Origin of the sequence: Streptomyces sp. NPDC047982 (assembly GCF_043204165.1) — a bacterium.
Classification (GTDB): domain Bacteria; phylum Actinomycetota; class Actinomycetes; order Streptomycetales; family Streptomycetaceae; genus Streptomyces.
This window is the reverse complement of sequence record NZ_JBIDBS010000015.1, coordinates 38,405-59,071: the sequence shown is the minus strand read 5'-3', so window position 1 is coordinate 59,071 and position 20,667 is coordinate 38,405. Positions and strand designations below refer to the sequence as shown.

General features: G+C 67.5%; 18 protein-coding genes. 7 read left to right on the top strand and 11 right to left on the bottom strand.

Annotated features, from left to right (window positions below; genetic code table 11):
* The first annotated feature begins 196 nt into the window (after positions 1-196).
* Together ACGF2V_RS19545 and ACGF2V_RS19540 are read left to right on the top strand one after the other, a co-directional pair.
* On the top strand, positions 197-1,297 hold the full coding sequence (locus ACGF2V_RS19545; protein WP_362620687.1) for an ATP-binding cassette domain-containing protein: 1,101 nt from the start codon (positions 197-199) through the stop codon (positions 1,295-1,297).
* 53 nt (positions 1,298-1,350) lie between these two features.
* Positions 1,351-2,046, top strand: a complete 696-nt coding sequence (locus ACGF2V_RS19540; RefSeq protein WP_362707463.1) for a DUF1707 domain-containing protein — start codon at positions 1,351-1,353, stop codon at positions 2,044-2,046.
* Between the two features lie 80 nt (positions 2,047-2,126).
* Here ACGF2V_RS19540 and ACGF2V_RS19535 read toward each other — a convergent pair whose 3' ends face one another.
* Positions 2,127-3,671 carry an SGNH/GDSL hydrolase family protein gene (locus ACGF2V_RS19535; protein ID WP_362707384.1) on the bottom strand — a complete coding sequence of 515 codons (1,545 nt, stop codon included), beginning with the start codon at positions 3,669-3,671 and terminating at the stop codon, positions 2,127-2,129.
* Positions 3,672-3,815: 144 nt separating this feature from the next.
* Between ACGF2V_RS19535 and ACGF2V_RS19530 the strand changes: the two genes are divergently transcribed.
* A complete protein-coding gene (locus tag ACGF2V_RS19530; RefSeq protein WP_392912790.1) occupies positions 3,816-5,237 on the top strand; it encodes a DUF445 domain-containing protein in 1,422 nt (473 codons plus the stop codon).
* A gap of 442 nt (positions 5,238-5,679) precedes the next feature.
* Here ACGF2V_RS19530 and ACGF2V_RS19525 read toward each other — a convergent pair whose 3' ends face one another.
* The 5 genes from ACGF2V_RS19525 to ACGF2V_RS19505 all read right to left on the bottom strand — a co-directional run bounded on the left by ACGF2V_RS19525 (position 5,680) and on the right by ACGF2V_RS19505 (position 10,224).
* The gene (locus ACGF2V_RS19525; protein WP_362625861.1) at positions 5,680-5,988 is read right to left on the bottom strand and encodes a hypothetical protein; all 309 of its coding nucleotides are present in this window, start codon (positions 5,986-5,988) and stop codon (positions 5,680-5,682) included.
* A gap of 402 nt (positions 5,989-6,390) precedes the next feature.
* The gene (locus ACGF2V_RS19520; protein ID WP_362707389.1) at positions 6,391-7,407 is read right to left on the bottom strand and encodes a hypothetical protein; all 1,017 of its coding nucleotides are present in this window, start codon (positions 7,405-7,407) and stop codon (positions 6,391-6,393) included.
* A 426-nt stretch (positions 7,408-7,833) separates the two neighbouring features.
* Positions 7,834-8,382: a DinB family protein gene (locus ACGF2V_RS19515; RefSeq protein WP_362707392.1), complete on the bottom strand. Its 549-nt coding sequence runs from the start codon at positions 8,380-8,382 to the stop codon at positions 7,834-7,836.
* A gap of 206 nt (positions 8,383-8,588) precedes the next feature.
* The gene (locus ACGF2V_RS19510) at positions 8,589-9,818 is read right to left on the bottom strand and encodes an MFS transporter (RefSeq protein ID WP_362707394.1); all 1,230 of its coding nucleotides are present in this window, start codon (positions 9,816-9,818) and stop codon (positions 8,589-8,591) included.
* Positions 9,819-9,912: 94 nt separating this feature from the next.
* Positions 9,913-10,224, bottom strand: a complete 312-nt coding sequence (locus ACGF2V_RS19505; RefSeq protein WP_362625849.1) for a metalloregulator ArsR/SmtB family transcription factor — start codon at positions 10,222-10,224, stop codon at positions 9,913-9,915.
* 236 nt (positions 10,225-10,460) lie between these two features.
* On the opposite strand from ACGF2V_RS19505, the gene ACGF2V_RS19500 reads away from it, so the two are divergent.
* The gene (locus tag ACGF2V_RS19500) at positions 10,461-11,213 is read left to right on the top strand and encodes an LPXTG cell wall anchor domain-containing protein (protein ID WP_362625846.1); all 753 of its coding nucleotides are present in this window, start codon (positions 10,461-10,463) and stop codon (positions 11,211-11,213) included.
* Between the two features lie 216 nt (positions 11,214-11,429).
* On the opposite strand, the gene ACGF2V_RS19495 is transcribed toward ACGF2V_RS19500, so the two are convergent.
* Together ACGF2V_RS19495 and ACGF2V_RS19490 are read right to left on the bottom strand one after the other, a co-directional pair.
* Entirely contained in the window at positions 11,430-11,633 is a 204-nt protein-coding gene (locus ACGF2V_RS19495; protein WP_362707396.1) for a DUF397 domain-containing protein, read from the bottom strand.
* Entirely contained in the window at positions 11,633-12,478 is an 846-nt protein-coding gene (locus ACGF2V_RS19490) for a helix-turn-helix transcriptional regulator (RefSeq protein ID WP_362707398.1), read from the bottom strand. The genes ACGF2V_RS19495 and ACGF2V_RS19490 overlap by 1 nt, the downstream gene beginning before the upstream one ends.
* A gap of 222 nt (positions 12,479-12,700) precedes the next feature.
* Here ACGF2V_RS19490 and ACGF2V_RS19485 point away from each other — a divergent pair, with 222 nt between their 5' ends.
* On the top strand, positions 12,701-13,321 hold the full coding sequence (locus tag ACGF2V_RS19485; protein ID WP_362707400.1) for an ATP-binding protein: 621 nt from the start codon (positions 12,701-12,703) through the stop codon (positions 13,319-13,321).
* Between the two features lie 324 nt (positions 13,322-13,645).
* The gene (locus tag ACGF2V_RS19480; RefSeq protein WP_362707403.1) at positions 13,646-14,620 is read left to right on the top strand and encodes a YDG/SRA domain-containing protein; all 975 of its coding nucleotides are present in this window, start codon (positions 13,646-13,648) and stop codon (positions 14,618-14,620) included.
* 5 nt (positions 14,621-14,625) lie between these two features.
* Here the strand turns inward: ACGF2V_RS19480 and ACGF2V_RS19475 are convergent, their stop codons facing one another.
* From ACGF2V_RS19475 to ACGF2V_RS19465, 3 genes are all read right to left on the bottom strand, one after another.
* Positions 14,626-17,766 (bottom strand): DUF3427 domain-containing protein, encoded by a 3,141-nt coding sequence (locus tag ACGF2V_RS19475; protein WP_362707405.1) that lies wholly within the window; start codon positions 17,764-17,766, stop codon positions 14,626-14,628.
* Between the two features lie 91 nt (positions 17,767-17,857).
* Complete coding sequence (locus ACGF2V_RS19470) at positions 17,858-18,382, bottom strand: GNAT family N-acetyltransferase (RefSeq protein ID WP_362707407.1); 525 nt, start codon at positions 18,380-18,382, stop codon at positions 17,858-17,860.
* 197 nt (positions 18,383-18,579) lie between these two features.
* Complete coding sequence (locus tag ACGF2V_RS19465; RefSeq protein ID WP_362625808.1) at positions 18,580-19,581, bottom strand: SEC-C domain-containing protein; 1,002 nt, start codon at positions 19,579-19,581, stop codon at positions 18,580-18,582.
* 78 nt (positions 19,582-19,659) lie between these two features.
* Here ACGF2V_RS19465 and ACGF2V_RS19460 point away from each other — a divergent pair, with 78 nt between their 5' ends.
* The gene (locus tag ACGF2V_RS19460; protein WP_392912757.1) at positions 19,660-20,469 is read left to right on the top strand and encodes a class E sortase; all 810 of its coding nucleotides are present in this window, start codon (positions 19,660-19,662) and stop codon (positions 20,467-20,469) included.
* Positions 20,470-20,667 lie beyond the last annotated feature (198 nt).

The window sequence follows — 20,667 nt, the reverse complement described above, 5'->3', positions numbered from 1 at the left end:
AGGTACAGGCGCAGGCACAGCCGCAAGGGCCAGGACAGGCACAGGACTGTGACCGGACAGGACCTGTGGACCGGACGGGACCGTGACCGGACAGCGCAGTGACCGGACAAGGGGCCGGACAGCGCAGTGACCGGACAAGGGGCCGGACAGAACAGTGACCGGACAAGGGACCGGACAGGAAGCAGGGGGATCGGAGATGGACGCAGAGGCGGAAGCGGAGACGGAGACGGGGACGGGGACGGGGACCGGCATCCGTTCGAGGGAAAGCAGCGATGCCGGTGGAGAGGTTGGTGCCGAGCGCGGGGGAGAGGCCGACTTCATCGTGCTCGACAACGTCGAGAAGGTCTTCGACGTGCGTCGCAGGACCGGTTTCCTGCGGCGTGAGCGCCGTCAGGTGCGGGCGGTCGATTCGATCAGTTTCCGTGTTCCGCGCGGCGAGATGGTCGGGTACATCGGCCCGAACGGTGCCGGCAAGTCGACCACGATCAAGATGCTGACGGGAATCCTCACCCCGAGCGGCGGCCGGCTGCGGGTGGCGGGCATCGACCCGTCCCGCGAGCGTACGAGGCTGGCGCACCGGATCGGTGTGGTGTTCGGTCAGCGCACCACGCTGTGGTGGGACCTGCCGCTGCGTGACTCGTACCGGCTGATGCACCGGATGTACCGCATTCCCGACGCGCGCTATCGCGAGAACCTGGACCGATGCGTCGAACTCCTCGATTTGGGCGAGCTGTTGGACGTTCCCGTACGGCAGTTGTCATTGGGGCAGCGGATGCGTGGCGACATCGCGGCGGCTCTGCTGCACGATCCCGAGGTGCTGTACCTGGACGAGCCGACGATCGGCCTCGATGTCGTCTCCAAAGCCAAGGTCCGTGGCTTTCTGCGGGACCTGAACGCGGAACGCGGAACGACGGTGCTGCTCACCACGCACGATCTGACCGACATCGAGCAGCTCTGCAAGCGCGTGATGGTGATCGACCACGGTCGGCTGATGTATGACGGCGCGCTGGCCGGGCTGCATGAGATGGGGCGGAGCGAGCGGATGCTGGTGGTCGATCTGGAGCGTGAACTCCCGCCCATCCGGCTGGAGTCCGCGCCCTTCGTCCGTACGGTGAAGGTGGAGGGGCCGCGTCAGTGGCTGTCCTTCCCGGCCTCGGAGTCGGCCGCGCCGCTGGTCGCCCGGATCGCCGCCGACCATCCGCTGGTCGACCTCTCGGTGCGGGAGCCCGACATCGAGGCGGTGATCGCGAAGATGTACGCGTCGGCCGACGGCGTGCGGGCGCATGCGGATCAATGACGGAATCGTGTGGGTTCAATAGGCTGCGCGGTATGACGAGTGAGCTTCCTGACATGCGTGCCTCCGATGCCGAACGCGAGCGCATCGCCGAAACCCTGCGCGAGGCGGTGGCCGAGGGTCGGCTGGACATGGAGGAGTTCGAGCAGCGGCTCGACGCGGCTTACAAGGCGCGTACGCATGGGGAGTTGGAACCGCTCGTCCGTGATCTTCCGGCGTCCGGCGCCCATGCGCACCCGGCGGGTCAGGACCCCGTGGCGACGGGTTCGGAGCTGCGCTGGGCGGACCGGATCGGTAAACCGGCCACATCGAGTGGCGGGTTCGCGCTCTGGGGCGGGTTCGGCCGCCGGGGGAACTGGACGGTGGGCCGGAAGTTCACCGGCTTCGCGATGTGGGGCGGCGGTGACATCGATCTGCGCGAGGCCAACTTCGAGGACCGTGAAGTGGTGATCCGCTGTTTCACCATCATGGGAGGTATCCATGTCACGGTCCCGCCGGAGCTGAACGTCGAGGTCAGAGGCATCGGCATCATGGGCGGCTTCGGGGAGACCTCGAAGGACGAAGGCGTCCCGTCGCCGGACTCGCCCCGCGTGCGGATCACCGGGTTCGCGCTGATGGGCGGCGTCGGTGTGGAACGCAAGCGGAGCAAGGCGGAGAGGCAGCGGCTCAAGGAGGCGGAGCGGGCGCGGTCACGGGAGCTGGGGCGTGAGCGAGGACGGCTGGAGAAGGACGAGGGACGGGACGGCTTCTAGTGCCGCATCAGGCAACGTTTGCCCCGTCGCACCGCCCGGCACGCACGCTCGCGGCGTTGGCCGAAAGCCCACGTAGCCCGCTACGAGGGCATTCGGCCGCCTTGCGATCGCACGCACCGGATGCCGCTCCTTCCGGGCAAACCTTGCCGGTCACGGCACCTAGCACCCCTCCCTTCGGATCTGCGCCTCCCGTCGGATCTGCCCCCTTCGGATCTGACGCCTCCCGTCGGATCTGCCCCTCCCTTGGGATCTGCCAGGCCCGTCAGATCTGTCAGGCCCGTCGGATCTGTCAGGTCTGTCAGGTCTGTCAGGGCCGCCAGGTCCACCGATGAGCCCAGTCGCCGGTAGCCCGCGTCGTTCAGGTGGAGGTGGTCGCCGGAGTCGTAGGCGGGCAGCAGACGGGCCGGGCGGTGCGGGTCGCGGGTCACCGCATCGAAGTCGATGACCGAGTCGAAGACCCCACCCGCCCGGATCAGCTCGTTGACACGTTCCCGTACGGCGTCCCGCGCGGGAGACCATGTGCGGTACCCCTCGTACGGCATCAGCGTGGCCCCGACGACCCGCAGTCCGCGTGCGTGGGCGCGTAGCGTCAGCGACCGCAGCGCGTCCGCGATGCGGCGCGGGTCGGTCTCCTGCGGGTGCTTCTGCACGTCGTTGATGCCGAGGGCGACGACGACCGTCCGCACCCCGGCGATGTCCAGTGCGTCGCGGTCGAAGCGGGCGCCGGCCCGTATGCCGGTGCCGTCGCGCAGTACGCGGTTGCCCGCGATGCCCGCGTTGACCACCCCGTACCGTCCCCGCAGCCGGTCGGCGAGGACGTCCGGCCAGCGGCTGTTCGTGTCGAGTGTGGAGCCCGTGCCGGCGGTGAGGGAGTCGCCGATGACCGCGATCGTTCCGGTGGCGGTCGTGCCGCGTACGTCGACGGCGGTGAGGTAACGCCAGTCGGTGGTGCGCCGGATGCCCGTCGCGTCCTCCACGTACGACGTCTGGTGGCTGCGCGGGTGCGCCGTCGCGGGGCCTTTGGCGGTGCGGGTGCGCAAGGTGACGACGAGGTCGGCGTCGGCGGCGACCGGGACGGCGACCGGATCGCTCACGACCTGTCCGCCCGCGGCGATGGTCACGCCGGTCGTGCCGCGGAACGTCACGGGGCGGGCATCGACCGCGGCGTGGTCCACGACCAGCGGACGCGTACCGAAGAGGTTGGACAGGGTGATGCGCGCCGTGTCCCCGCCGATGCTGGTGTGCACGACGTTGTGAATGGTGCGCCGGGCCGGGGTGCCGTCGGGGGAGGTGTCGGTCACCCCGGCCGTGGGCGCCGCCGACCAGGTGCCGAACCAGGGGCCGTGAGAACGGGAAGGTGCGGCCGGTACGGCCGAGAGGGCTGGTGCGGAGGGCGCGGAGGGTGCGGCCGGGGGAACGGGCGCTGCGGGGGCGGGGGCGGGGGCGAGGGGCGCGGCGGTCAGCGGCGGGTGCGTGCCGGTGTCCGAGCCGGAACGCGGCAGGGGGCCGGAGAGCCGCTCGGAGCCGGAAAACAGCAGGGGACCGGCGGACGCCGCCCCGGCGGCGAGCGCGGCGGTGGCCGCCATGAGGGCGATGAGCGGGGCACGTCCCCGGCGCCTGGGCATGGACGGTGTTTCTCCTCGTACGTGGCGGGCTGGTCCCATGATGAGGCAGGCAGTCGGGAACTCGGCGTGCGGCGTGGGAGTAGGACAGACAGGCACAATGCGTAGGGACACCGGGGGGTGATGCGTATGCGGACAGGTGGAGCGATGGAACGGGCCGACAGGACCGACGGAACCGATGGAACCGGCGATACGGGCGGGACGAGCGGGACCGGTGGCCCCGGGGAACGGGGTGCCGGGCGTGCGGCGGAGCGGGCGGCGGGCGCGGCCCGTCCCGGGCCGGGCGGCCGTCCGGCCCCGCTCGCCTCGTTCGCGTACACCGCGGCCGACGAGGAGAAGCGGCGAGGCGTGCGCCGGATGAAGGCCACGGCCACGGGGCTTTTGCTGCTGGTCGCGCTGGTGTACGTGCTCGCCACCTGGGCGGAACACGCGGGGGTGAGCGGCTGGCCGGGCTTCGTCGCCGCAGCCGCCGAGGCGGGGATGGTGGGCGCCCTGGCCGACTGGTTCGCCGTGACGGCGCTGTTCAAGCGCCCGCTCGGCCTGCCGATTCCGCACACCGCGATCATTCCCACCAAGAAGGACCAGCTCGGGCAGTCCCTGGGGTCCTTCGTCGGCGAGAACTTCCTTTCCGGCGACGTGGTCCGCAGCCGTATCAACGCCCTCGGCATCGGTAGCCGGCTCGGCTCCTGGCTGGCCGAGCCCGTCCATGCCGACCGGGTCACCGCCGAGCTGGCGACCGCACTGCGCGGGGCGCTGACGGTGCTGCGGGACGCCGATGTGCAGGCCGTGGTGGGCGAGGCGATCACCCGGCGGGCCAACGCGGCGGAGATCGCGCCCGGGCTCGGCAAGATGCTGGAGAAGGTCGTCGCCGACGGCGGTCATCGCCGGATGGTGGACCTGATCTGTGTACGGGCCCATGACTGGCTGGTGCTGCACGGCGACTCGGTGATGGAGGCGGTGCAGGGCGGGGCGCCGGGCTGGACGCCGAGGTTCGTCGACAAACGGGTGGGGGAGCGGGTCTACAAGGAGCTGCTGCGCTTCGTCACGGAGATGCGGGACATGCCGGGGCATCCGGCGCGCGCCTCGATCGACACCTTCCTCACCGACTTCGCGGCCGACCTCCAGACGGACTCGGACATCCGGGCGCGGGTGGAGCGGCTGAAGTCGGAGATCCTGGGGCGCGCCGAGGTGCAGGAGGTCATCGCGTCGGCCTGGGCTTCGGTCCGCGCGATGATCATCACCGCGGCGGACGACGAGCAGAGCGAACTGCGGCTGCGGGCGCGGGCCTCGCTGCTGACGTTCGGCGCGCGGCTGGCGACGGACGGGCGGATGCAGGCCAAGCTGGAGGGCTGGCTGGAGGACGCGGCGGTCTACGTGGTGACGACCTACCGCGCTGAGATCACCTCACTGATCAGCGACACGGTCGCGAGCTGGGACGCGGAACAGACGTCGAAGAAGATTGAGGCGCACATCGGCCGTGACCTGCAGTTCATCCGCATCAACGGCACGGTGGTGGGTGCGCTGGCGGGGCTGCTGATCCATACGGTGACGCGGGCGCTGGGGGCGTAGCCCGGCAGCGGCGCAGCGGCGGCCGACGACAACATCGACGAACGTCGACGAACGTCGGCGAACGACGTATGAAGGTCGCCGCGCGACGTATGAAGGTCGCCGAGCGACGTATGAAGGTCGCCGAGCGACGTATGAAGGTCGCCGAGCGACGTATGAAGGTCGCCGCGCGACGTATGAACGACGACGAACAGAGATCAACTTCGCCGAACAATGATGAACGACTCGACGAGCGACAGGCCCGGGGCGGCCCAGGTCGTACCCGCTTGGCCGACCCGGGCCGTGCCGCGTGGGCGCCTTTGGGACCCCTTGAGTGCCCTTGCTGCCGCTCGGGGACCGTTGGGACCGCCCGGGCCCGTGGTCGAGCCTGGGCCGTGGTCGAGCCCCGAGGCCGTCCCGTACTGCTTTGCCCGGGCCCGCCGGGCGCGCGTCGCTTCCGGACGGTTCAGCCGGAGCAGCGGCAGCGAGTGACCGCCCACGACGCCGCGGCCATGCCGCCCGCCACGGCGAAGACGGACGGCCAGGCACCGATCTTCTTGGCCAGCGGGTGCGAACCGGCGAACGCGGCGACGTAGGCGGCGGTCAGCCCGGCGGCCGCACGCGGCCCGGCCTGCCGGTTCCACTCGTACGCGGCGACGCCACCCGCGGCGGCGAGCGCGACCCCGCCGAGCGGCCGCTTCTTGGTCCACCGTGCGACCGCGTACCCGCCGATCAGCCCGCTTGCCGCCACCGCCGCTGCCGGAACCTTCGCCATCGCAGTCACCTTCGCCTTCTCATCCGTGTCGTCCGGGCCGTCGGCCCGGGGCTTCGAGGCTAACGCGGTACGGGGAGTCCCTGTCGCCGAGGGGGTGTACAGACGTCACCCCAGGGCCGCACCGGCCCAGGCCCCCGGCCCGGGCCAGCGCCGGTGCCTCGCCGCTCGGCGCGCTGGGCCGCCACATGGCGGTGACGCTGGTGAGGCGCCGCCGGGAGACACAGTCCGACCGCGTACCACACCAACGTCACGTACGCGCTCGCCCTCGTCACGGGCCCGGAGATCGGGCGTGACGAGGGCGAGCGGGCGCAGGGTTCTCCCGGACTCTCGGATTTCCGGACGCGTGCGGGAGACGGACCTGCCGGACCAGTCGGCAGATCAGTTGGCGGATCAGTCGGCAGATCAGTTGGCGGGAGCCTGGTAGAGGCCCCGGCCGGCGCGGTGGGCGCGGGAGGTGGCGACGAGCCGGTCGAGGGTGCTGCGCACGGTGTTGATGCCGTTGGGGGTGAGTTCACGCCCCAGGGCCTTCGTCACCTCACGGGCGCGGACGGGGGTGTCGCCGAACGTGGACAGCACGTTGATGACCATTTCGGTCAGGCTGCCGCTGTCGTCGGCGACCGACGCGGACGCCGCGGCCTTCTTCGACGCCGTGGCCCTCGTCGGCTTGGAGTCCTTGGCGTCCTTGGTTTCCTTGGCCGCCGCCTTGGCGGAGGCGGAGCCCTTGGCGGAGACGGAACTCTTCGTGGAAACCGTCGACTTGCTCGCCCTGACCGGCTTGGTCGCGCCGGCCGACTTGGCGGCCTTGGAACCCGTGGCCTTGGAAGTTGCGGCCTTCTTGGCCGTCTTCGCGCGCTCGCTCTTCGGCTTGGCCGCCGCCTGCTTACGGCCCTTGGGCACGGACGCCTTACGGGCGGTGCGGCGAGCAGGAGCGGCGGCGGGCGTCGCCTCCTGCTCCGGCGCGGCTTCCACCCACTCCTCGGAAACCTCCGCCTGCTCCTGCGAGTTCCGCGATTGCTGCGCGGCCTGCGAGTCCTGCGGCTCCTGCGCGGGGGCAACGGCCTCGACGGCGTCGACCGACTCCTGGGCCTGCTGCGGAATCAGCGGAGCGACAGCACTCGCCGGGGCCTCGCCGGCCGCGCCGATCGCACCGACCCCGGTGCTGTCCGTGGCCTCGGCGCTCTCCTGCTCCGAGGCGGCCTTGGTCTCGACCGTCCGCAGTGTCGGGCCCGAAGACGGAAGGGCGGTGGCGGACAGCGCGCGCAGCGCCGTCAGCGCCGTACGCACCGACTCCAGTCGCCCGGTGACGGCGGCGAGTTCGTTCTGCAGGTTCTGCTGGTGCTGTTCCAGGCGGGGAAGTTCCGCCTCCAGCAAGGAAGTTGTGGCACCGATGGTGCCAAGCGTGCTGGTCTCGGGGGTCATGTTGTCGCCCTTCTCTCCCGGCCGACCGTTGGTGACTTATGTGGTGCAGCGTAAGGGGCGTTGTGTTGTGGCCGGAAATCGACGTTCGGTACGAACTGTCGGAAGCCCACCTCCGCATTGACGGACAGTCTCCTGAAATCCCCTGCCGTGCGCCCGGGAGCCGGCAAGGAGCCACTCGTTCGGCCGCATGACGCCGCCCCGCGACAGCGGCGTACGGGAGTCCCGGCGTACGCGCCACAGCGCGACGCGGTACGGGTACGGGCCCGGGACGAGGCGCAACGCCTCACCCCGGGCCCGTACCCGGCGGTCCTTCCTCGCCCCGGCGCCCACTGCCCACCGCGTACCGCTTGCGCATACGGCTTGCGCGTACCGCTTGCGCGCAACGCGGTCGGTCGTACCCGCGGTCAGCCGCCGTCGCCGTCCGCGTCACCACCGTTGCGCGGCGGTCTCGACCATGTACGCCGTGGTGCTGGCACCGTCCAACGCCTCCCGGATGATGTCCGCGTGCCCGCAGTGGTGCGCGATCTCGCGGAAGACGTGCAGTAGCACCTGTCGAACGGTCCACCTGATCGGCTTCGGCGCCCACGGATACAGCGGAAGCGTCAGGACCCGGTCGAGATCGGGCTCCCGCCGCACGGTGCGATCGAACTCCGCGGCCGCCGCGTGGAAGGCGTCGAGCAGCCCGGCCAGGGTCTCGTCATCGGTCATGCGGTTGCGGTCGGGGTCCAGTTCGTTCCGGTCGACCTCCGCCGGCGCCGTACCGGCGATCACCGCGAGCCAGGTTCGCTGCATGTCGCCGAGGTGTTTGACCAGGCCGCCGAGCGTCAACTCGCTGACAGTGGTGGCCAGAGCGGCCTGTTCCTCGGTGATGCCCGTGACCGTGTGGAGGAAGTTGCCGCGTTGATCCGCCACGATCGCCAGAAGGTCCTCCCGCTCCCCGTCGCGTACGTCGTCGTCACCCGTTGTCGTTCCCACGAAACATCCCCTCTCGGTCGGCTCCTGGCCGCCCACCCTAAGGGCTGTCTTCCCGTGATCCCTGGCGGGCGCGCGACGGCAGTTGCGACACCTCGCCGCGTTGTCGGAGCGTCCGCATGCATGCGGTATGCGGGCGCCGTTCCGCCTTGCGAGGCACCACATCCGACGCCGCGCGGCCCGATCCACCACGGATCACGGAACAGCCCTCAGGAGATCTCCCGGGAGGCCGCGCGCATGTCTTCGAGCACCGGCCCGGCGGGGGCGGACAGCGTGGGCGTACGACGCGCACCGATCCGGTCCACGGCCAGCCGCAGCCCCATGACCACTACGGCGGCGACCGCGAACGCGATCCCGGCCCACGTGAGTCGACGAGTGCCGTAGTCGCTCATGACCCATCCGCCGACGGCTGTTCCGACGGTGATCCCGAGGTTCGAGAACGAGATGAAGAGGCTGTTGCCGAACTCCGGGGCGTCGGCGGCGTCGCGTCCCAGCCAGCTCTGGCTCACCACGAGCCCGCCCGAATGCACCGCGCCCCAGACGAGCACGGCCACCACCATCGGCACGAACAACGGACCGATCGCGTACAGAAGTGCATAGACGACCAGGCACAACACCGGATAGGCGACCGCCGTGCCTGTGAGGCTGCGCCGCAACAAGGCGCCGAAGGCGAAGTTCCCGACGATCATCACGATGCCGAACGCCATCAGCATGGCGCTGACCCATGTGCCGTCCATGTGCGTGACCTGCCCCAGGTACTCGGCGAAGTAGCCGTAGACCGAGAACATCGAGGCGAAGACGAGAACGACCGACACGATCGTCAGCCACGTACGCGACCGCTTGAGGATGCCCAACTGGGCGCCGTACGAGATCCGTCGGCCGACGGGCATGGCGGGAACGAACCGCAGGATGCCGAGGAAGGCGATCAGGTTGACGAGCGCACCGAACCAGAACGCCGAAGCCAACGAGACATGTTCGGCCAGATACGAGGTCAGTGGCACGCCGAACGCGAATCCGACGGTCACCCCGCCGAACACGGTCGTCGTGGCCCGGGTCGCGTCCTCGGCGGGCACCATCCGCGCGGCGGTCGCCAGCGCGACGGCGAAGAACACCGGATGGAAGAGGGCGGGAACGATACGGAAGGTCAGCATCACCTCGTACTGCGAGGTGATCGCGTAGACGGCGTTCGACACGGCGAACACCGCGATGGCCGCGGCGAGCACCTTCTTGCGGTCGACACCGGAGGCCAGCAGTGTCGTGAACGGCCCGGACACCGCGATGACCAGGGCGAACACCCCCACCAGCCATCCCGCCGCAGACGGCCCGACGCCGAACTCGGCCGAGACCTGGGGGAGCACGCCCACCATGCCTATCTCGGTGGTGATGATCCCGAACACGCCCAGGGCGAGCACCAGCACGGTGGGGGAGATCCTGTTCATCGCAATCTTTCGTCACATCTAGAAAAGTAGATATATCTGGACCCCGGTCAGGAACGAATCGGGAACGATCGGGAACGGAGGAAGCTCGGGTGTCCTACAGGGCGTCCCGTACATGCTCGGCGAACTCCGCGATCACGGCCTCGTTGCGCCGGTAGTACGTCCACTTGCCGATACGTTCCGAGGTGAGCAGCCCCGCGTCCTTGAGCGTCTGCAGATAGCCGGACACCACCGACTGCGCCAGACCGGCGCGCTTCTGGATGTCACCGACGCACACCCCGATGTGGAAGCCGAGCCCCTGCTGCCGGTACGACGCTTCGTCGAAGTACTTCTCCGGCTCCTTCAACCACTCCATGAACCGCAGACGCGCGGGGTTGGCGAGCGCCTTGTGCACGACCAGGGGGTCCATCGCGTTCACCTCTCCGTACGGCAGACGGTACGCATCTAACTTTCCCGATATGTGAGGGGCGAGTCAAACCGCTGAAATCAGCCAGGGGCTGTCCTGAATCGTTATGGGGAACTTATGGGGTGAGCTTCGCCCTGTGTGACAGATGTGGTCAGAAGGTCTTTGACGGGTGTGTGCTGCCGAAGGAAGGTGAACAGTCCCCCCCACGGTAGCCATCTCTTCCAACCGTTGGATTTCTCATGCGCACAGTTGCTTCCGCATGCACGCTTACGGCCGCCGTCACGGCAGCCCTGCTGCTTGCCCCTACGGCGTACGCCACCGCCCCCGGCGACAACGGCACCGTGAAGATCCACGATGCCGCGACGGGTGAGGAGCTCCGCAAGAACGAGCCTCACGTGTGCACCTTCTACCTCGACGCCTTCGGGTTCGACGCGGGCCAGGACATCGGCTGGCGCATCGAAGCCTGGCCCCCCACCGCCAAGGTCAAGGGTGAGATCGTGAAGTCCGGGTCCCTGGCGCTCGACGCCAAGGGTCACGGCCGTTCGCCGGACCAGTCCCTGCCCGACGGCCACTACAAGCTGTTCTGGAACTTCGACGGCGAGCACGGCAAGGCCAAGCACAAGGTCTTCTGGGTCGACTGCGAGGGCGAGGGCAACCCCGGGGGCGGCGGGTCCGTCACCCCGCCCTCCCCGTCTGCGACCCCCGGCGAGCCGAGCCCCGAGGGCCCGTCCAACTCGGCGAGCCCGTCCAAGCCGGCCACTCCGTCCACGCCCGCCCTGCCCGGCTCGACGCAGCCGACCGCGTCGCCCGCCACGTCCGCCCCTGAGGGCTCCGGCGCGAAGCCCTCGTCCTCCCCGTCCGCCGGGGCCGAAGGCGACCTCGCCGAGACCGGCAGCGGCGCCCCGGTCGGTCTGCTGTCCGCAGCGGCCGCCGTCCTCGTCGCAGCCGGCGGTTTCCTGGTGATCCGCCGCCGCAAGGCCCAGCAGCACTGATGCACCCCCGTGGCCCCGCGCCACGTGGCCGCTGAGCCTGCCTCTCACCCTCTGCCCGTGGTCAGCTCCCTGTCTGACCACGGGCTTTGGGTTTTCCGCCTGCGCGGCATCGTTCTCTGCGCCCGCCACACCGCTGGTGTCTGTCAAGGCGGAACAGGCGCACGCGCTCACGCGCTCAACTACGCGAGTGAGTCCGCCGGGTCTGGCTACGAGTGCTCAGCGTGCCCCTCTCTGCATGGGCTGTTGCAGGCCCCGGACAAACTCGGTCCAGGTGCGTCTCTGGACCGTGACTCGGGACCCTTCCGGGCACTTCGAATCGCGTATACCGATGGCAGATTCGAGATCGGCTACCTCAACGCACTCGGTTCCGCTTCCGCCGCTGTACGACGACTTGAACCAGTGTGGGCGTTCTTCATCCATCACAGCTCTCCGCAAACTTGACTCAGGAGCGCGGCAGACAGGTCGATGTCCAATGCCTGTGCACGCAGGTACTCGAATGCCAACCTATAGCGCGCGAGTTCCTGAGGCTTCTCCATGAAGAGCCCACCGCCGATGATGTCCACGTACACGACGTCCAGTTCTGGCGAGGGTCCGCCGAGGACGACGAAACTTCCCACCGCTGCGGCGTGGGCACCTGCTTTGAACGGCAGTACCTGAACGGTGACGTGAGGCTGCTTGGCTACCGTGCAGAGATGCTGCAACTGCTCACGCATGACGGCATGGCCACCCACGATGCGGCGGATGACTGCCTCGTCAATGACTGCCCAGATGTGCGGAGGCTCGGCCCGAGCGAGAAGCTCCTGCCGTTTCATGCGGATGTCCACCATGTGGCGGATCTCCTGGTCCGTACACCGCATCTCCGAGGCCCGATGCACTGCCTCGGCGTACGCGCGCGTTTGGAGCAGACCAGGCACGTACATGCAGGCGTAGTGGTCTTCGGTGACAACTTCGTCTTCAAGCGTCAGCATCAGATTCATCGACTCGGGGATCGGGTCTGCGAGGGACCGCCACCACCCTTGGATTCGTGCACCTTTGGCCAACTCGACGAGTGACGCGCGTTCCTGATCCGAGGCGCCGTATTCCCGGCAGAGGGCATCGACTGCTGGCCACTTGACCGTGCCTTCCTTCTTCTCGTAGCGGCTCAAGGTTGCCTTGGAGATGCCGACCCGAGCTCCGGCCTCTTCCAGTGTGAGCCCCTTGCGCTCACGGAGACGAAGTAGATCCGCGCCGAGTTGGCGTCTACGGGTAGTTGGTCCGACTGCCATGGCTGTGGTCCTCCACGTTGATCCCCAAGAGCCTGCATCGCGCGGGGCGCATTGAGCAAGGCAGCGCACTTTGGGGGCGCGTGTCAGGGCGTGTGCTCCCAGCGGCCCCAGATGAGAGTTCCATTTTGAGAGTTTCACTGTCACGCTAAGAGGCGAGATGGGTGCACACGGTGACCATCTGGTGATGGAGGAGTGATCTGCTTGGATGGGTGTCGCTTTGGCGTGGACAGGAAGTCTTGGGATCTAGCGTTCCTGGCTGAGGCGGACGAGCTTGCCGGTCTGCGACGTGTGATGCGATTGCATCTGGAGCTCTGGGGTCTGCCGGGTGTCGTCTACGCGGCGCAGATCTGTGTCACGGAAATGGTCGCAAACGTGATCAGGCATGTAGGGCCCGGGACGCCGTCGAATCTCGCTGTATCCATGAACGGAGGCCGCCTTCGTATCGAGGTGCGTGATCCCGATCCGCGAAGACTCCCTACGCTCATCACGGCGGCGCCGGAGGGTGAGACAGGGCGAGGCATGGCCCTTGTGGACGGTTTCGCGGATTGTTGGGGCGTCATTCTGAGGGGTGACTCCAAGGTCACATGGTGCGAGCTGGCGACCGGCCTTCGAACATCGACAGGCCACGTCGATGGACCTCAAGTGGCGAAGGCGGAAGCTCTGTTGAGTCTCTTTGGCATGGCCGCCTCGTCGGTGGGCTCGCCTCGGGAGAGGCTGAGCCTGGCTGCGGGCAAAGAGATGGCGATCGACCTCATCGTCGACCTTCTTCACTGGCTTCGCGCGCATGGATACGACCCGGACGACGCTTTGGATCGCGCTCAGGTGCATTTTGAGGCGAGCTAACGAGGGAGCTGGCATTGCGTTCTGGCTCGGAGGCCGCTGGGCCGGAACGCAATGCCATCCGTCACCTTGGGTTGTGGTAAATGCGCTCTGCTGGAAAGTGGGGAAGCGCTTCATAGGAAAAGGTGGGTGTGGTGCCCGCCTGAGGCGTGGCACCTGAACGTCGAAGTGCCCGAGACAGCCTCGCACCGGGTCGTGCGCAGGCCCGCTGGTCGGTTCGGTAACCGGTGGTCGATTTTAGGCCAAGTGTGGGATGGATCAGGCCACTTGGTGCTGTGTGCTGGTGTGAGTGGGTACGCGTGATCGAATTTTCGCAAGCATGCTCACATGGTTGCGTACAGAGCTTTCTTCGGGCATGTGGGCGGGTGTCTTCCGGGTGCCCACTTTGAATCCAGGCAAGCTGTTAAGGAGGCCAAGCTTCACAAGGAACGTGAGGCGGGAATCTCCTGGGGGCTTGACGCTGAGGGGGAACGAGCTGCTGATGCAATCGTGCTTAATCAGGGCTACGATGATGATCTCGACAAATGGGATGAAGTCATCTATACGGGCGCTGGGGGGCGAGATCGTAACACTGGTCGGCAGGTAGAGGACCAGGTATGGGAGAACCGGGGGAATTCCGCCCTTCGGAGGAGTCGGATATCGGGCAACCCCATACGGGTTATCCGGGGCAGTGAAGGTGAACGGGACTATTCGCCTGTCAGTGGGTACCGATATGACGGCCTCTATCAGATCGTTGGAGAGTGGACGGAAGCCGGCAGGGCAGGTTTTCGAATCTGTCGATTTAGGTTGCTTCGCCTCCCTATTGAGAGGCAGGAAAACACGTCTCTAGAGCAGCAGGTTCGAGACCTTATTGCTCGGCAAGGGCATCGTGACGTGGTCGAATCTGATGCTAGTGAGTCTGAGCGAGCTACGCGCCGCAAAGCGGTCACGGTCGAGCGTATTGTCCGGGACACGGCTGTTGTGCGCCGGGTCAAGGAGTGGCACAGGCACGCGTGTCAGGTCTGCGGCCTGGCGCTCACGGTCGGGGCTGATGGTAAAAGCTACGCCGAGGGGGCGCACATACAAGCGCTCGGGGGTTCAGGCGGGGGCCCCGACATCGAAGCGAATGTTCTGTGCCTATGCCCAAATTGCCATGTCAGACTTGACCGTGGCGCCCTTTACCTGACCGATAATCTCCAGGTGGTAGATCGCTATGCCAGTGGTCCGGCCTCGCGGCCAGTTCCTCTGAAAACCGTGGAGCAGCATCGCATTGGAGAGCGTTTCCTCCGGGCTCACCGTCGCTTCTGGCGCATAAGCGATTGAGGATGCTAACCCGCGGCGATCGCGGAGTAGGTCCACACGTCTGCTGGCATCTCGTGATGGAGCTTCCACGTAATGCCCATGGGCTTGCTGCCCTTGTGTTCCACGTATTCGGCGGGCCCCAGGAGCATCCAAGGCTGGGGCCCGCCCATGTCCGTCTTCTTGTAGCGGCGGACGAAGAGGAGGACGTGGCTGCCCTTCTCTTTGTGAGTCTGGTAGCGGATGCCGGTGGGCGATGTTTCTGACGTCTGGTTCTGAGATTCCCAGTGGAATAGGGACTCGTTCCGTGCGTAGTCCTTGTAGCGAGTCTCTGGAGAAAAGTCCTTCTCGTCCTTTTCCAGGGTGATGAGTAGTGCATCCGTCTGTATGCTCTCGCACCACTTCACGCCTTCGCGGAAGTGTCCCGGCATGAAGCCGCGGATGGAGGACTGTCCCAGGGCGGGAAGGATCTCTTCTCGGCTGTACGAGGCGTGAACTGCCAGAGGGAGGCATGCCTGCTCGCCGAGCAGCGGCACGGGGACATGGTCGGCCTGCTTCAAGACGTGGGCGAGGACCTGGCGAAGCTCGTCGCGGAAGGCGTGCTGAGGTCGAAGGGTATCGAAGCCCTCCTGGTAGCTGCTGAAGCCGCCGCCCAACGGCCACAATGAGAAGAAGAACATGCGGGCATAGGCCTGCTCTTGCTCGCTGAGTTCTTCATATGCGGGGGCATCGTCGGAGAGGAGCCTGCTGTACGCAGTGACTCGGGTCGGGTCATCGATGTGGAGAAACGCCGATACGCGCTTCAGCAGCAGTGTTTCCCCTTCAGGCCCTGCCTCAGGAAGAAGCTTGGCTCGGCGAAGTAGACCCGTCCAGGAGTTTCCGTTGCCCCGATAGAGCTCCTTGAGCTCTCGACCGCTCTCCTTCAGGTAGTCAGCAAGGCGAGGTTCAGCGTATGCGGCGACCTCGCGAGCGAGCTGGGTGACATTGACGCTGATCTGGCTCCGAATATTGTTAATGATCAGTTCCTTGGCCTTCGACTCAAGGACGATCTGGCAGCCTGACGGCAGCTGGGGGAAATCCTGCTCGATGTTGGCGAGTAGGCGATTGCGAGTGAGGTTGGTCAGCGCGCGGAATTGCTCCTCGAAACGGAACTCCTTGCGGTGTTGACCGATGAAGTCTAGGACAGTGAGAACGGCCTTGTCCTCGGTTCGGCGAAGGCCCCGTCCTAGCTGCTGGAGGAACACGGTGGCGCTGGACGTGGGGCGCAGGAGGAGCAAGGTGTCGACGTCTGGGATGTCGAGCCCCTCGTTGAACAGGTCCACAGAGAAGATGATCTGGAGCGTGCCTGCCTTGAGCTGATCCAGGGCGTGCTTGCGCTCATGGCGTGAGGTTTCGCCGGACAGAGCGATCGCATTGAGGCCCGCTCGTCGGAAAAAGTCGGCCATGAAGGCTGCATGCGTAACTGACACGCAGAAGCCCAAGGCACGCATCGAGCCCGGGTCGGCAACCTTGTCCCTTACGGCCTGCACGACAAGCCTGGCTCGTGCGTCATTTCCGGTGAAGAGGTTACTCAGATCTGCGGTGTCGTACGTCCCTCGCTTCCAACCGATGGCGCTCATGTCGGTGTTGTCGGTGACACCGAAGTAATGGAAGGGGCTGAGCAAGTCGTTTTCCAGAGCCTCCCAGAGGCGCATTTCTGCTGCGATCCGGCCATCAAAGAACTCATCCTGGATGTTGAGCCCATCCATGCGTTCCGGAGTGGCGGTGAGTCCCAGAAGTTCCTTGGGCTCGAAGTGGTCAAGGATCCTGCGATACGTGGGAGACGTGCCGTGATGAAATTCGTCGATCACGATCACGTCGAAATAGTCCGGGGAAAAGCGATCCAGCGCGTGTGAGTTGAGCGACTGGACACTGGCGAACACATGCGTCCAGTTGTCGGGAATCTCACCGCCGACGAAGAGCTCGCCGAAGTTCGCGTCAATCAGCACGTTCTGGTAGACGCGCAGAGACTGCTCCAGGATCTCTTTGCGATGGGCGACGAAGAGCAGTCGGGGTTCGCGGTCAAACGTCGGGCGCAGGCGCTTGAAGTCCAGCGCTGCCATCACCGTCTTGCCTGTTCCGGTCGCCGCAACGAGGAGGTTGTGGTTCCGGCCGTGGACAGTGCGTTCCACTTCGAGGCGTTCCAACATGTCGCGCTGATGCGGATAGGGGCGAACTTCGAGACCAGAGAGTGTGATGGTGGTGGGACCGTTCCGGTTGGATCCGCCTGCCTGAGACAGTGCATCGTCGAGTCTCTGCGCGTCGTTGTCGGGGTCGTACGGCTCGAAGGAGCGCTCACTCCAGTAGGCGTCGAAGGTCGCTTCGAACTTGCGCAGAACGGATGGTGTGGCAACCGACGACAGCCGAACGTTCCACTCGAGCCCGTCGAGAAGCGCCGCCTTTGACAGGTTGGAGCTACCTACATACGCCGTGTCGAAGCCGCTTTCGCGACGGAAGAGCCATGCCTTGGCATGCAGCCGTGTCGAGCGAAGTTCGTAGTTAACCTTCACTTCGGCACCGAACTCGCGAATCAGACGATCCAGCGCCCGACGCTCCGTGGCTCCTATGTAGGTCGTTGTCAGCACGCGGATGGGTACGCCCCGGTCGCGTGCGGAGGAGAGCGATTGTTCTAGGACTCGTAGTCCGTGCCACTTCACAAAGGCGCAGAGGAGGTCAACGCTGTCTGCCGTGGCCAACTCGGCACGCAACTCAAATCCCAGGCTTGGGTCGTCGGGCGAGTTGGTGATCAGTGCCGTCTCAGAGAGAGGTGTGGCTGGTCGGATCGCGTAGACGCCAGGAGCCTCTTGTTCTGCCACTGCAAGCAACTGTCGGGGGCCCTCGGTGACGAGGTCAACCCACTCGGTCGCACCTTCGATAGTGTTGAGCGAATCCAGGATGTGGTTGGTGGCGACCACTTGCTCCGCAGGTGAGAGCCCCTGAAGGGCCTGTCGCACGACGTTTCCGATGTGTCGTGACAGCACATGAGGCACAGATTCAGCGCCGACCACCCCATCGATGGCCCGCCAGATCGTCGAGTCGAGCTGCTTCATACGTTCTTCGAGGCGATGGGTGATCAGCGTCTCGTAAAGCCCGGCAACCGGAGCAGTGTTGCGTGCAAAGTCGTTGGGCATGACCGAGTCCCCTCATCTCACCTCTTACACATGCAGTTGTATCAAGGGGGACTGACGGACTGTGGGTGTTCACATGCCTTCGCTGGGGCCTTCACCGCTGAGTCCTGACTTCGGAACCCCGATTCAAGTGCCACATGTACCCCAGCCCCGGCCGCCCGTCCAGCAGGAGTTCCTCGCCGGCCGGGGTGAAGCCGGTGCGGGTGAGGACGGCGCGGGAGGCCGGGTTGTCGAGGGTGGTGGCGGCGCGGAGGGTGGTGAGGCCGTACTGCTCGGCGGCCAGGGTGCACAGGTGGCGGATGGTGGTCGTGGCGAGGCCGCGGCCGGTGGCCTTCTCAGCTACGCGGTAGCCGAGTTCGGCGGAGCCGTCGGCCGCGTCGACCAGGTTGAAGCGGCCCAGGATCTCACCGTGGGCGTTGGGGTCGGTGGACACCAGGACGTGGAAATGGCAGGTTCCGGCGGCCTGTTCGGCGAGCAGGGCGGCGTGGCGGGCTTCGAAGTGCGTGAAGTAGTCGTCGCCGCGGTCCGGTACCGAGGCGGCGAAGTAGGCGCGGTTCTCCCGCTCGAAGGCGAGGAGGGCCGGGGCGTGATCGGGGCGGAGGCGCTGGAGTTCGGGCATGGCGGAAGCGTACGGAGTGGAAGGTCCGGAAGCGCGTGCGATGTGAGGAGCCCAACCCTCGCGGGTACGTGACAGTCGCAGGCGATGCGTCCCGTTGGCGCGCGAGAGTCCCTGGGCGGGGCGGGGCGGGGCGGGGCGGGGCGGGGCGGCTGCGGCCGAGGCCGGGCCGCCCCGGGGCCAACGTTCGGGGTGTGCGTTCAGTCCGTGCCGTGGCACTCGCGGTAGGGGCGGTCCGAGCCGCACCAGCAGGGGGCGTTGCGGGCCGGGGGCCAGGGGACGGCGCGGCCGCGGGCGGCGAGGGTGGTGGCGTACTGGGGGAGGAGGTCCGGGTCGGCCGGAGAGGCTGCCTCCGACGCGGCGAACGCCTCGTACGAGGGGACCGTGCCGGTGACGATGCCCAGGTTCGGGGTGCCGGCCTGGTGGAGATCGCGGAGGGCGGCCTCCAGGCGGGCCAGGTGGTCGGCGTGGGAGGGGTACTCGGAACGCAGGTCCGGGTACGCGGCGAGGAGCTCGTCGAGTTCGTGGGCCGACCAGTGCAGCATGGCCACCGGGAACGGGCGGGACAGCGCGGTGCGGTAGGTGCCCAGTTCGGCGCGGAGGCGGGTGATCTCGGCACGGAGCTCGCCGGGGTCGGAGGAGCCCAGCGCCCACAGCCGCTTCGGGTCGTGCAGCTCGTCCAGCGGTACGGAGGCGGTGTGGACGGTGTCCGCCAGCTCGTCCCACGCGTCGTGGTCGGCACCCATCAGCCTGCGGACGCGGTGGCGGCCGATCAGCAGCGACTGCGTGGCGTACGGGACCTCCTCGCCCGGTGTCAGCAGGAGGGTCAGCGCGGTCGTGAAGCAGTCGTGGGCGGCGTCCAGCTCGTCGTGGGATTCGAAGGTCTCCGCCGCGATCTCCCAGGGCGCAGGGTCGAGCGGTCGCGCGGTACGGACACCGTCCAGGATCGCGCGGGCCTCGGCCTCGTGGCCGTACTCCCACAGGTTGGCCGCGTTCAGCGCCTTGACCAGGTGCGGATGGTCGAGGCCGGGGGAGCCGAGCAGGTCCTCGTAGAGGGTGGTGGCGCGGGCCCGGTCGCCGGCGAGTTCCAGATGGGCCGCGGCCCGGAGGAGAAGCGGCTCACGGTCCGCGGGGTAGCGCTCCGCGGTGCGCAGCAGGCGTTCGGCTTCGGTGGTGTGGTCGGCAGGCGTGTCGGGGCGCATGAACCACACGGTACTGCTGTGCGCCGCGTGGACGGAGAGTTGTTCCGACCCTGGAGAGTTACGGGGCAGGGCCCTATCGTGCGGGCCGTGCGGGAGCGGATACCGGTGGTGGTGCAGCACGGCGCCCGGGGACGCAGGGTCCTCGCGCGCGGACTCTGGACGGCGGCCGAGGTGGTGGTGACCCTCGGCGTCGTCCTGTTGTTGCTCGTTGTTCATCAGCTGTGGTGGACCAACCGGCAGGCTCGCGCCGACGCCGAGCAGGAGGTACGGGCCCTGCGGAAGACGTGGCAGGAGCCGGAGGGGCGGGGGGCGGGGGAGCGTGGGGAGCGGGCGGGAGGAGCGGGGGGTTCTGGTGCGGGGAGTGGTGGCGGGCCGGGCGGCGCGGCGTCCGGCGGCCGTACGTCTCCAGGGCGCACGGCGCCCGCCGAGGCCCGATGGGACCGGGCGTACGCCGTCATCCGGATACCCCGGATCGGGCTCGTGGCCCCCGTCGCCCGGGGCATCGGCAAGCGCGGCGTCCTCGACAAGGGGTACGTCGGCCACTATCCGCGGACCGCGCAGCCCGGTGAGGCGGGCAACTTCGCGCTCGCCGGGCACCGCAACACGCACGGCGAGCCGTTCCGGTACATCGACCGACTGCGCCGCGGCGACGTGATCGGCATCGAGACCCGCGAGGCCGTGTACACGTACACCGTCGATCGGACGCTCGCGCGGACCAGCCCTCGCGACAGCGGTGTCATCGCGCCCGTCCCGCGCAGCGAGGTGAAGGCGGGCGCCGGATACACCGAGGCCGGTTCTTATGTGACGCTCACCACCTGCACCCCTGAATTCAGCTCGCGGTACCGGCTCGTGGTGTGGGGGACGCTCACCGGCGTCCGGGCTCGGTAGGAGGCGCCCGGGTTCGGTAGGAGGCGCCCGGGTTCGGTACATGGAGCGGCGGGGAGTGCGGGCAGCGGCGGGGGCGCGGACCGGTGGGGAGTACGGGCAGCGGCGGTGGTCGCGGACGGGGGACGAGCAACGGTCGCTTTGTCGGACCCGTCGTGTATAACGACTGGAGAGTGTCGCGCACGCACGTGTGCGCGAATG